The sequence below is a fragment of the Bacillus sp. EAC genome, assembly GCF_002156875.1.
In the GTDB taxonomy this organism is placed as follows: domain Bacteria; phylum Bacillota; class Bacilli; order Bacillales; family Bacillaceae_G; genus Gottfriedia.
In genome coordinates this window covers 219,592-232,688 of sequence record NZ_NCSY01000003.1, presented here as the reverse complement: position 1 = coordinate 232,688, position 13,097 = coordinate 219,592, and the positions used below count along the sequence as shown (strand labels likewise).

At 35.2% G+C, this 13,097-nt stretch carries 8 protein-coding genes; 7 read left to right on the top strand and 1 reads right to left on the bottom strand.

Annotated elements, in window-relative coordinates; genetic code table 11:
• Nucleotides 1–136 precede the first annotated feature (136 nt).
• Nucleotides 137–856: a GGDEF domain-containing protein gene (locus tag B7R65_RS21690; RefSeq protein WP_256941202.1), complete on the bottom strand. Its 720-nt coding sequence runs from the start codon at nucleotides 854–856 to the stop codon at nucleotides 137–139.
• Nucleotides 857–1,665: 809 nt separating this feature from the next.
• On the opposite strand from B7R65_RS21690, the gene B7R65_RS07280 reads away from it, so the two are divergent.
• From B7R65_RS07280 to B7R65_RS07250, 7 genes are all read left to right on the top strand, one after another.
• Entirely contained in the window at nucleotides 1,666–2,352 is a 687-nt protein-coding gene (locus B7R65_RS07280; RefSeq protein ID WP_088042106.1) for a response regulator transcription factor, read from the top strand.
• Complete coding sequence (locus tag B7R65_RS07275; protein WP_218780406.1) at nucleotides 2,339–4,396, top strand: HAMP domain-containing sensor histidine kinase; 2,058 nt, start codon at nucleotides 2,339–2,341, stop codon at nucleotides 4,394–4,396. Before B7R65_RS07280 ends, B7R65_RS07275 begins: the two co-directional genes overlap by 14 nt.
• A gap of 400 nt (nucleotides 4,397–4,796) precedes the next feature.
• A complete protein-coding gene (locus B7R65_RS07270) occupies nucleotides 4,797–6,299 on the top strand; it encodes a malate:quinone oxidoreductase (protein ID WP_088042152.1) in 1,503 nt (500 codons plus the stop codon).
• 157 nt (nucleotides 6,300–6,456) lie between these two features.
• Nucleotides 6,457–7,485 (top strand): NADH:flavin oxidoreductase/NADH oxidase, encoded by a 1,029-nt coding sequence (locus B7R65_RS07265; protein ID WP_088042104.1) that lies wholly within the window; start codon nucleotides 6,457–6,459, stop codon nucleotides 7,483–7,485.
• Between the two features lie 302 nt (nucleotides 7,486–7,787).
• Nucleotides 7,788–8,501 carry an N-acetylmuramoyl-L-alanine amidase family protein gene (locus B7R65_RS07260; RefSeq protein WP_088042103.1) on the top strand — a complete coding sequence of 238 codons (714 nt, stop codon included), beginning with the start codon at nucleotides 7,788–7,790 and terminating at the stop codon, nucleotides 8,499–8,501.
• 376 nt (nucleotides 8,502–8,877) lie between these two features.
• Nucleotides 8,878–11,214: an RNA polymerase recycling motor HelD gene (gene helD / locus B7R65_RS07255; RefSeq protein WP_088042102.1), complete on the top strand. Its 2,337-nt coding sequence runs from the start codon at nucleotides 8,878–8,880 to the stop codon at nucleotides 11,212–11,214.
• Between the two features lie 182 nt (nucleotides 11,215–11,396).
• On the top strand, nucleotides 11,397–12,944 hold the full coding sequence (locus tag B7R65_RS07250; protein WP_088042101.1) for a bifunctional GNAT family N-acetyltransferase/carbon-nitrogen hydrolase family protein: 1,548 nt from the start codon (nucleotides 11,397–11,399) through the stop codon (nucleotides 12,942–12,944).
• Nucleotides 12,945–13,097: the final 153 nt, after the last annotated feature.

The following is a 13,097-nucleotide window of genomic DNA, read 5'->3' as shown; positions in this document are numbered from 1 at the left end:
CTAATAAAAAGGTTCCAGCGCTTTAGATGAACCCTTAAAGTGGGACTCAAGAAAAAAACACCTTTAATGTCGTATAGTTAAACTATATTTCATTAGAGGCGTTTTTGTTATGGGAAAAAATCGTACTATTCAGCTGTTATTTACTGACACAGTTTCGACCTTTTTTCTTAGCTCTGTACAGGGCTTTGTCAGCACCTTTTATTACATCGTTAGAATCCTTATATTTACTGTTTTTCTCACATACTCCCATGCTGATTGTAACAAATAATTGGCTTGAATTTCCACGTTTTGATTTTGATTTTTGATCTTTTGATGCTTTTTTGGTGTATCCTGATTTGGATACTTGTTCACGTAAGCTTTCCAAATGTGGTATTACGTCATTTATAGATTTGCCTGGAAACAGAATTGTAAATTCTTCCCCACCATAACGAAAGGCTTTCCCACCACCTGTGACCTGCACTAAATTAGAAGCTACCAATTTTAAAACATCATCTCCAACATCATGCCCGTATTTATCATTGAATTTTTTGAAAAAATCAATATCTACCATCGCTATAACATATTTATTGCCTAGTTTCATCAAGTTCTCCCTTAGGGCGCGGCGTGAAGGAATTCCCGTAAGTTCATCAAGATATGCCATGGAGTAGGAGTCCTCAATGATGCTGATAATTAACATTAAACCAGCGGCACTTAGAAATATAGAAAAAGATATTTTATCATTAACGAATAAGAGGGCTGTGAAAACAGAGATAATAACACCAACTAATCGTACTTCAAAGACACTATTTTTCACATAGGCTTTTATTATAAAAAATATAAGCGTTAAAATGAATATTAGCAGAGCTGTTTGATTCATAATAGTTTTCTCTAAAGGGAGATTTATGAATTTATAATTCAATACCTTTTGTATTGACGAGTTATTGGACACAGCAATTTTATAAATACAAAACAGCTCGATTAATATAAGAGTGATACGTACTTTTCCCCATAAAGAGAATAAGCCTCTTTCCTTTAAGTGCGCGAAAGTAATGATATTAAGAGGTATAAGCAAGCACATCAGGGGATAAAGGACCTGAGAATAATTTGTAATATTTATTGACAATTCTGAATAACGGTTCAGAAACAATTGAGATAGGATAAGTAGTAAAATTATCAGGAAAACCCTCCCTCGATTAAATCGAATGCTTAAGGTGATTCCTAATCCAAATATAACATATGAAGAATACTTAATAACAAGTATAACAGGAGGTGTGAAAGATGGGATTTTTTGGATCAAGAAATAACATCCCAAAAGAATAAAAATATAAGTAATAGGTGAGAAGACTGTTTTAAAAGTAATTTTCACTTAAGCTGTACCTCCTTTAATTATGCGCACATATTAAACTATTTGTAGTTTAAGAAGCTAATTTGTCGATAAAGACTATACAATAAATTTCGGTTATTCAAATAGAATCTTTAACTTTGGAAATTATGAAAGTAGTGATAGTACATTAAAATAGAATCAACTTAAACTAGCCAGCCTAAAGCTGGCTGTTTTTTATTAATCCTAAGAAAATCTTAAGATTTACATTAGGCGGTTATTAAGATTTTATTGATATCATCCTCTTATCACAAAAAATAAAGAGGTGATACAATGTTGAAAAACATATATAGGAGCGAATTTACATGAACATTTTAGTTTGTGATGATGATATATCCATTGTAGAGGCGATTTGCATTTATTTAGAAAATGAAGGTTATAGCTTATTTAAGGCATATAACGGAGAAGAAGCTTTTGAGGTTATTGAAAATCAAGAGATCCATCTTATTATTATGGATATTATGATGCCTAAGTTAGATGGAATTAGAGCTACGATGAAGATTAGAGAAACGAATAAGGTACCTATCATTATGCTTTCTGCTAAGTCTGAGGATTCGGATAAAATTTTAGGCTTAAATTTAGGAGCAGATGATTACATAACAAAACCATTTAATCCATTAGAGCTTATAGCAAGGGTGAAATCACAGCTGCGAAGATATACGACATTTGGAAGTCTTGAGAGTAAGAACAATGTTTATCAAAGTGGTGGGCTTGTAATCGATGATGAAAGTAAAGCGATCACGGTTGATGGGGAAGTTGTTCATCTTACTCCAGTTCAATATAAGATTATGAAGCTCTTGACTGAAAATGCTGGTAGGGTATTTTCCATTGAGGAAATTTATGAAAGAGTATGGAACGAAACAGCGTTTAATCCAGAAAATACAGTAACAGTCCATATTCGAAAAATTAGAGAGAAGATTGAAATAAATCCGAAAGAACCTAAATATTTGAAGGTGGTGTGGGGAGTTGGATATAAAGTTGAAAAAATATAGCCATTCATTAATAACAAAAATAATTGTATTTACAATCGTAGTTTTGTTCTTTTCAGGCATCCTTAAGTCTATTGCAAATGTATCTGCTTTAACTGATGATGATTTTGGGATTGTCTTTGAAGAGAACTACTTTTTAAGTAAATCCTACGTGCAGGAAGTTGAAACTGTTATTAATAGCCTATCTCTATTAGTAGGTGAGTATAAGAGTGAGGAACATATTTTAAAGGGTGGGACCATTAGTAATGAGAATATAAGAGCAATTGAAGAAAAATTATATCCAAATTTTATAGGGCAGTCGAGAATAGATAAGCCAAGTATAAACGATGAGCAAAACTTTCAAACAACTTTAGCAGAAGAAATTAAACAGACAAAGAGTCAGATGATAACAGAGGATTTAAAAAGATATCATGCTTTGCAACAAAATTTAGCTGAGAACAAAGACATATTATATTATGCCAGTGATGGTGTTAATGAATTTACGAATAACACTTTAAAAGGGCAATTCAAATCGAAGCCATCTTATTTAATTTTTAAAGACTATAAAAGAGAAATTTATCCAGATAAAGTTAAAAAGAACAAGCGTTTGAATTGGATTACCGGAAGTTTAGATCAGTTAAATCCAACAAATATGGAAGTTTCTATGGCGTTCACGCAAGAGTCTTTAGATAAAAGAATTAATAAGTGGAAAGAAAATAAGGCAATTGCAACAAAAGAATTCTATCTTTTAATTGGTTGTTCAATAGGATTTTTACTATCTTTCGTGTATTTAGTATTCATTATTGGTAGAAGATCCTTTAAGGATAGAGAAATGTATTTGAATCCAATTGATAGATTGTTTAATGATGTTAACGTAGCACTGTTAATATGTCTTATCATATCTTGGGTGGCATTAGTAGAGCCGCTAACAATTGAAGTCATCAACAAGTTGGTCTTCTTCCTAGTTATTCCGTTTTTTATAGTAGCACTTCTGCTGATTTTATCAATAATAAAGCATATTAAAAACGGAACATTAATAAAGCATACATTAATCTATCTATTGTTGAATAAGTTTTTCGCATTTATTAAAGATGTATATAACAGCGGAGGTACTGGCGTAAAGACCGTATTAATCGTAGTCGGTTATCCAGTAGTGATTGCGTTAACACTTTTTATATTCCCAATCACTATTGGTTTTGCAGCATGGTTTGCATATAAACAAATAAAAAAATTCAATGCGATTAAGGAAGGAGTCGAGCAAATAAAAACAGGCGATTTCCAGCATCGTATAGAGTTAAATGGAAAGGGCGAGTTTGCAAGGCTTTCTAATAATATAAATAGCATTACGGATGGTTTAAAAACGGCAGTTGATCGAGAACTAAAGAGTGAGAGGATGAAAACGGAGCTAATTACTAACGTATCACACGATATAAGAACGCCTCTGACGTCTATCATTACGTATGTCGATTTACTGAAAAAGGAAAAGAACCCTTCAAAAATAGAAGAATATGTAGAGGTATTAGATCAAAAATCACAAAGGTTAAAGCTATTGACAGATGATTTATTTGAAGCTGCAAAGGCATCTAGTGGAACGATTCCTGTTCACCTTGAGCGTATCGATATTTTATCACTATTAACCCAAGGTCTTGGTGAAGTAAATGCAAAAATAGAAGCATTGGATTTAACAATTAAGATAAACCATCCTCAGGATAAACTCTATGTTACAGCGGATGGGAAATTATTGTGGAGATCCGTAGAGAATTTATTATCCAATATATTCAAATACGCACTTAGAGGGTCTAGGGTATATATAGATATAGAAGATTTAGGAAATGAAATTCTTCTAACCTTCAAAAACATTTCTGCTTATGAGCTAAATATCTCTGCTGATGAATTAATGGAACGCTTTAAAAGGGGCGATGAATCAAGAAACAGCCAAGGAAGTGGATTAGGTCTATCAATTGCCAAAAGTCTAGTGGATATTCAAAAAGGGAAATTTACTATTCAAGTTGATGGAGATTTATTTAAGGCTATGATTAGTATGCCAAAACATATAAAAAACTTTTAATGATCGCTTTGATTCGATGGTAGTGATGAAACAAAGCCTTAACTCTTGTAAGAAGCAGAGTTAAGGCTTGTTTTTTTGTTTTTAAGCACTCTCTAATAGACTTTTCACTTTTTAACTAGCCTTAAATAGTTTATAATTATCTGATAAGTTTATATTTTTAATCCATAAAAAATAGTCATTCACATATTAAATTAATACCATAAAAGTGATATACTATTAATAGGTAGTTGTTTAAAAGTGATATACTATTATTAATTAATGATTTAATAGTGATATACTATTAAATAGGATATAATTGAGACAGAAAAGGTGTGTTCCTAAGTCGTGCCTGGTTTTTTGTGACACCTAAGCAGGAGCGCCTACCTCTTTTTTGCAAATATAGGGGATAAGGATGGTTATCATGAACAACATTCAGAAAAAAACAGACGTTATCTTAATTGGTGCCGGAGTCATGAGCGCGACTTTGGGATCTTTACTAAAAGAGTTAGCACCAGAATGGGAAATTAAAGTGTTTGAGAAGCTTGCAAATGCAGGAGAAGAAAGCTCTAATGAATGGAATAATGCGGGTACTGGGCATTCTGCACTTTGTGAGCTTAACTATACATCCGAAAATTCAGACGGATCTATAGATATTAGCAAAGCGATCAAGATTAATGAACAGTTTCAGGTTTCAAGACAGTTTTGGTCTTACCTTGTAAGCAGTAAACTGATAAGTAATCCCCAAGATTTTATTATGCCAATACCCCATATGAGTTTAGTACAAGGGGAAAAAGATGTAACGTTTTTGAAAAATCGTTTTGAAGCGCTGTCAAACAATCCTTTGTTTCAAGGGATGGAATTTTCTGATGACCCTGAAAAACTAAAAGAATGGATTCCGCTTATAATGGAAGGCCGTACGTCTGATGAACCAATAGCTGCAACTAAAATTGACTCTGGAACTGATGTAAACTTCGGTGCTTTAACATGCATGTTGTTTGATCATTTAAAGAGCCAAAATGTCGAGATAAACTACAATCATAGTGTTAAAGATATTAAACGTACTAGCGACGGCTCTTGGGAAGTGAAAGTTCATAATATGAATAGCGGAAAGACCGAATTCCATACTGCGAAATTCGTCTTTATCGGTGGTGGTGGGGGTAGTCTTCCATTACTACAAAAGACCGGTATTCCTGAATCAAAACATATTGGAGGATTCCCGGTAAGCGGCCTATTTATGGTTTGTAACAATCCGGAAGTTGTAGCACAGCACCATGCAAAAGTGTACGGTAAAGCTAAGGTGGGTGCTCCTCCGATGTCTGTTCCGCATCTTGATACAAGATTTATTGATAACAAAAAATCTTTATTGTTTGGACCATTTGCTGGTTTCTCACCTAAGTTCCTAAAAACGGGTTCAAATTTTGACTTAATTGGTTCAGTAAAACCGAATAATGTCTTCACAATGTTAGCGGCTGGTGTAAAAGAGATGGCATTAACGAAATACCTGATCCAGCAAGTTATGTTAACGAATGAAAAACGTATAGAAGAATTAAGAGAGTTTATCCCAAATGCAAGAATCGAGGATTGGGATATAGTAGAAGCAGGTCAACGTGTGCAAGTTATCAAAGATACTGAGGCAGGCGGTAAAGGAACACTTCAATTTGGTACAGAGGTAATTAGTGCTGCAGACGGATCGATAGCTGCATTGCTAGGTGCATCTCCAGGTGCTTCTACAGCTGTTCACGTCATGCTAGAGATAATCGAAAAATGCTTCCCTCAACATTTCAAAGAGTGGGAACCAAAAATAATGGAGATGATACCTTCTTACGGAGTGTCACTAGCGGAAAACCCAGAGCTTCTCCAAGATATTCATACTTCAACAGGACGAACATTGGGTCTAGTTGAGAAAGAACTAGCCTACAGTTAAAAAATAAAGAACTAAGAACCATTGTCATTCATTTGATTGATGGTTCTTAGTTCTAAATTAGGATTTTAATCCATACCGTATAAAAACTTTTATTAAGATTAGAATACTCGTGTAAATGATAAAACAGTTCTAAAACTAACTTGAGAGGTGTTTTAATTTGGCAAATGCTCTATTTTCTCCTTTTACAATAAAGGGTCTCCAATTGAAAAATCGTGTCGTCATGGCTCCTATGTGCCAGTATTCTGTTTCCGCTATGGATGGGCATCCAAATGATTGGCATTATGTTCATTATGTTAGCCGAGCGGTTGGTGGAGTAGGACTAATCATCATGGAAATGACAGATGTAGAACCTGATGGACGGATTACGAACTATGATCTAGGGTTATGGTCGGACGAACAAATTCCTGACTTCGCACGTATTATCAAAAGCGTCCATCAGCACGGAGCAAAAATCGGTATTCAACTTGCCCATGCAGGAAGAAAGGCAGAGGATGCTGAGATACCTGTCGCGCCATCAGCTATTCGTTTCGAGGGATCCCGATATAAGAACCCAAGAGAACTTACAGAAGATGAAGTCAAAGAAATGGTAGGTCTGTATGCGTCAGCGGCTCGTCGTGCTGTAGAGGCGGGGGTAGATGTGATTGAAATTCATGGAGCCCATGGATATCTTATTCACCAATTCCATTCGCCCTTAACCAATCACCGAACAGATGAATATGGGGAGAGGCTAGAAAAGTTCGGCGTGGAAATTATCCAAGCGATCAAGAAAGAAATCCCAGCAGATATGCCACTCATTTTTCGAATTTCGGCTGTGGAATATGCAGATGGAGGGTATGAAATCGATCATGCTATTAAGCTTTGTCTTGCTTATAAACAGGCAGGAGTAGATTTATTTCACGTGAGCTCTGGTGGGGAAGGAAAGCCGGGAGTGAGAATGCCAGGGAATCATCCAGGTTACCAGGTTCCCTTTGCTAGTGCGATCCGAAAGGAAGTAAATATTCCTGTCATTGCAGTGGGAATGTTAGAAGATCCTGTACTGGCAGAATCAGTTATCGCAAATGAGGATGCTGACCTTATTGCGATTGCCCGTGGACTATTGCGTGATCCATACTGGACGATCAATGCGTCGCGTCAATTGGGAAGGGAAGAATTGGATGTCCCGAAACAGTACATCCGGGCTTATTAGTCTATATTAGTACAATATAGTGAATAGTATAATGAAACTTAAAAGACCTCTAATTATATAGAGGCCTTTTAAAATGGCAGAGAAATTTACATGTCTAAAAAATTAAAAATGGAAATTAACCCAAAATTATTATTGAAATAAAAAACGCTATCATAAATAATTATGACAAGAGAGGAAATCAAAATAAAACAAAGGTTGAGAGTTTTATATTTAAAATGATTAACAATGAACTCAAGGTAGGGAATTTAATTTTAAACAAATGCTTAAAAAAGCGAAATCAAAATTATTATGAGGTATTGAAGATGAAAAAAATATTGTTATTTACTGCTATTTTTATTTTTGCCTTTACTCAAATAGGAGTTACTGTTGGTAAAGTAGCTGAAAAGAAACAGAAAGTGATCTGTATTGATCCAGGACATCAAAGAAAGCAAAATCTAGGTAAGGAGCCAATTGCTCCAGGATCAAAAATAGTAAAAACAAAGGTTTCCTCTGGTACGACAGGTATTTATACAAAGAAACCAGAATATAAACTTAATCTTGAGGTTGCTACTAAATTACGAGAGGCTTTAATTAAAAAAAATTATAAAGTATTTATGACGAGAACTACGCATGATGTTAACTTGAGTAATGTTGATCGTGCAGCTTACTGTAATAAGAAAAAAGCTGATTTAACAATTAGAATTCACGCGGACGGAAGTACAGATAAGAAAGTACAGGGACTTTCAGTTCTATATCCAAGTGGGAAATCTACAAAAAAAGTAAATACATATAGTAAGAAGACTGCGGAACATGTCCTTAATGAACTTATAAAATCAACAAAAGCTAAAAAAGGATATGGAACAGGTCTTGTAGCCAGGGCAGACCTAACAGGTTTTAATTGGTCAACTACGCCAGTTATTCTTGTTGAAATGGGTTTTATGAGCAATTCAATTGAGGATAGAAATTTATCAACCAATTCGTATCAAACAAAGTTAGTCACCGGAATGGTAAATGGTATCGAAAAAGCGGTAAGATAATCTTCGAAAGATGTTTAGAAAGTTTATAAGAGTATTAAACCATTAAGTATGATTTTCATTGGTATTAAATATGAATAATTTAATGCTTCAGGGAGACTCTTTAATAAAGATAGAAAAGACCATATAACAAGTGATTTTAATGATAACTCACTTAGTATATGGTCTTATTATGTTTGAATAGAATTTAATTCTTTTTAATTGACATCAAAAAAACAATAGATGTTTCAAATACATTGATTAAAATAAAAAAACATGGTACATTTATATAGATTGCAGTATTAATTTCATATAGGGTAAATTATCCCTATTATAATTTTACAACATAATATCTTATAAGTCAACCCTTTGGTTCAAATTTTTTAAAGGAGTGCATGTTATGAATAAAGAACTTCGTCTGGAGCAAAAACGTTTAGACAGTATAGTAGAAACAATCACAGAACAGATCGACAAGTTTGAAGGCAAAACAAATCAACGTATGAGTGATGTAGTTGATATCCGTAAAAACTTTTGGGATGAAGTCAAAGTTAATACAGATAATTTCGATGATTATCTCGAGACAATTATCAGCTTGAGACAACAAGCTCAAGTTTTATCTGTAAGCCAAAATAGTCATAAACAAGCCTCCAAGCGGTTGGCTTCTTTGCGTCGAATGCAGGAGGTACCTTATTTTGGTCGTATCGACTTTACTGAAGAAGGTAATACCGAATTAGAGCATATTTATATTGGGGTCTCCACTTTAACTGATGAAAGCGGAGAAAACTTTCTAATATATGACTGGCGAGCACCTATTTCAAGTGTCTATTATGATTATCCGCCTGGTCCGGCAGAGTACGATACACCTGGTGGATTAGTTCGTGGTATGTTGGATCAAAAGTTGCAATATGTCATACGTGACGGCGTAATTGAATCGATGTTCGATACGAGCCTCACAATTGGAGATGAAATATTACAGCATGTGCTAGGAAAAGGAACAGACAAACATTTGCACAGTATAGTAGCTAGTATTCAGCAAGAGCAAAACTTGGTTATCAGGTTTGACAAAGGTAGATTACTTATTGTTCAAGGCGCAGCTGGGAGTGGGAAGACATCTGCAGCACTACAACGAATCGCCTACTTGCTATACAAGCATCGAGACTGGCTGAGAGCAGATCAAATTATTCTTTTTTCGCCAAACGCTATGTTTAACAGCTATGTATCTAGAGTTTTACCAGAGCTGGGTGAAGAAAATATGCAACAGGTTACATTCCAGGAATACTTGAATCATCGCCTAAGTGACTCATTCCAAGTTGAGGATAATTATAGCCAACTAGAATATGTTTTGACTGCCATGCATGAACCTTTCTATAAGACGAGAACTGCTAATATCCAATTCAAGGCATCGACTCGCTTTTTTGAGACAATTAAAGCATTCAGTCAGTCATTAGAAATGTCTGGTATGATTTTCAGAGGAATTAAATTCAGAGGTAAAACGATCATTTCATCAAAGGAAATCACTGAAAAGTTTTATAACAGCAACACATCACTTCGTTTTTATAACAGAATTGAGAAGTTGACAGAATGGCTGAATGAGCGGATTAACCAGTTAGAAAAAGTAGAGCAAAAAAAGTCATGGGTGAAAGATGAAATTGAATTACTTAGTAAAGAGGATTATCAAAAAGCTTATAAATACTTAATGAAAAAAAGTGGAAATTCTGAAGAATCATTTGACGATTACGAGAGTGAAATTAGGGTACTTAGCAAAATGATTATTCGCAGGAAGTTAAAACCGCTACGTGAGTGGATCAACATGCTTCGTTTTATTGACATAAAAGGGGTTTATAAACAGCTGTTCCAAGATCCAAGTCAGATTAAATTATGGATTGATGGTACAGTACCTAAAGAGTGGGAAGATATTTGTTTGTTAACGTTGAAAATGATAGATGAAGGTAAACTGTTTTATGAAGATGCTACGCCATTTTTACTTTTAAAAGAGCTGATTCAAGGATTTCAGACGAACGCATCGATTAAACATGTACTTGTAGATGAAGCGCAAGATTATTCTCCATTTCAATTCGAGTTTTTAAAACGTTTGTTTCCTGCAGCAAGAATGACTGTGCTCGGAGACTTTAACCAAGCGATATTCACTTATTCGAGTGAAAGAATTGATTTTCAAATTCTTAAAGACTTATATGGGCCGGACCAAACATATGCGATAAATCTGACCCGAAGTTATAGATCAACAAAACCAATTGTGGAATTTACACGAGGACTCGTTCCTAACGGTGAACTGATAACTGCTTTTGAGCGCGATGGCAATAAACCTGTATTAACCCAAGTGTCAGGTCATGATGAATTGCACCAATGCATCACTTCTAAAATCGAAGACTTGATGGAGAAAAAGTATAATACAATAGCAGTTATATGCAAGTCTGCTGCAGAAACTTTAGTCGCATTTGACGCATTAAAAAGTATCGATAATATCAAGCTCGTAAAGAGCGGTTCAGTAGAATACGAACAGGGGATTGTCGTTATTCCTGCATATCTAGCTAAAGGAATAGAATTCGATGCTGTTATCATATATAATGCATCCTCGGAAGTATACGGAGATGAGAGTTTGCTTAGATTGTTTTATACTGCATGTACTCGTGCTATGCACCATTTGGAGCTTTACAGTTTAGGAGAACCTAGTCCATTTTTACACAATATTGCCAAGGAAAGCTTATTAAAAAACTAATTCAAAGAATTACAGACCACTCAATTAATGAGTGGTCATTTTTTTATTCTATAAGTGGTATTTGTTGTAATTTGAAAAGGGAAATTGTGGGCATTATAACAGGTATGCAGGTCAATTTAAGAGACTTCCATTTTTATACGAACAGATTGTAAGTTTGATATCTGAGATAAGGATGTGAGAACGTGTCAGAGACAGATATGTCGAAATATGAAAAGAAAATTATCATTCGCAACATACGAATGGAAGACATTGATGAAATTATGAATTTATGGATCCGTTGCTTTTCAGGCATGGAACCATGGAAGAGAGAGCAGCTGGAAAGCCATATTCGAATTTTCCCCGAAGGTCAGTTCTGTGTAGAATATGAGGATAAAATTGTTGGTTCTTGTTCGAGTCTTTTGGTCGATTTTGATGAATATGATGATCAGCATACTTGGAACGTGATCACAGACAACGGCTATATTACTAATCATGATCCTAATGGATTTAACTTATATGGAATTGAAGTCATGGTTGACCCAGAATATCGTCGTATGAAAATTGGGCACCGTCTTTATGAGGCGCGTAAGGAACTAGCACGTCAATTAAATCTCCAGAGCATCATCATAGGTGGACGTATTCCGAATTACCATGAGCACAAAGATGAAATGACGCCCCGTGAGTATGTGGCAGCAGTTGAGAAACATAGCATCTATGATCCGGTATTATCCTTCCAGCTCCTTGAAGGGTTTACAATTAAGCGTATCAACACACGTTACCTTCCAGACGACAAGGCATCAGATTCATTTGCAACCTTGATGGAATGGAACAATATCGACTATCTTCCTAAGTCCCGTCGCGTCTATCGTGCATCATTTCCAGTGAGAATTTGTGCAATCCAATATATGATGAAAAAAATTGATTCGTTCACAGATTTCACTCGTCAAATAGAATACTATGTCGATGTCGCGGCGGATTTCGGTTCGGATTTTGCTGTGTTCCCAGAGTTATTTACGACCCAATTGATGTCTTTTCTCGAAGAAAAACGACCAGATCAGGCTGTTCGTAGACTTGCAACCTATACTGAACAATACATCGAACTGTTTACTGAACTTGCCGTACGATACAACGTCAATATTGTAGGAGGATCTCATTTTGTAGAAGAGGATGGAAATATATATAATGTAGCGTATCTATTTAGACGTGATGGAACGATTGAGAAACAATCAAAGATTCACGCAACGCCTAACGAACGAAAGTGGTGGGGAATTGCCGAGGGGAACGAAATTCATGTGTTTGATACGGACTGTGGTAAAATTGCTATCCAAATTTGTTACGACATCGAATTTCCAGAACTTGCGCGTATTGCCGTAGATAAAGGTGCGAACATTATTTTTGTCCCATTTTGTACGGATGATCGCCAAGGGTACCTACGTGTACGTTACTGTGCTCAAGCACGCGCAATAGAAAATCAAGTATATACATGTATTGCTGGAACAGTAGGTAACTTAACACATGTAGAAAACATGGATATTCAGTATGCGCAGTCTGGAATTTTCTCACCTTCAGATTTTGGGTTTGCGAGAGATGGGATTGTTGGTGAATGTGATGCTAATGTCGACACTGTGGTTGTCGGTGACGTGGATCTTGAGAAATTAAGGCGTTCTCGTAATACGGGTTCAGTACGACAATTACGCGATCGACGACGTGATTTATATAGAATTGAATTTAAAAATTTAAAGCTAGAATAAATTGAAAAGATAGGTAATTGATTGTAAAGAAGTATAATCTTTCTCCATAAAAGTACTTAAAATTGAATATTTTTTAGATTAAGCTTTCAAGAGAACCTAATATTAATGGGACATTTAAAAGCTGAATTGAAGTGCCGCCTTCTAGAAACTGAA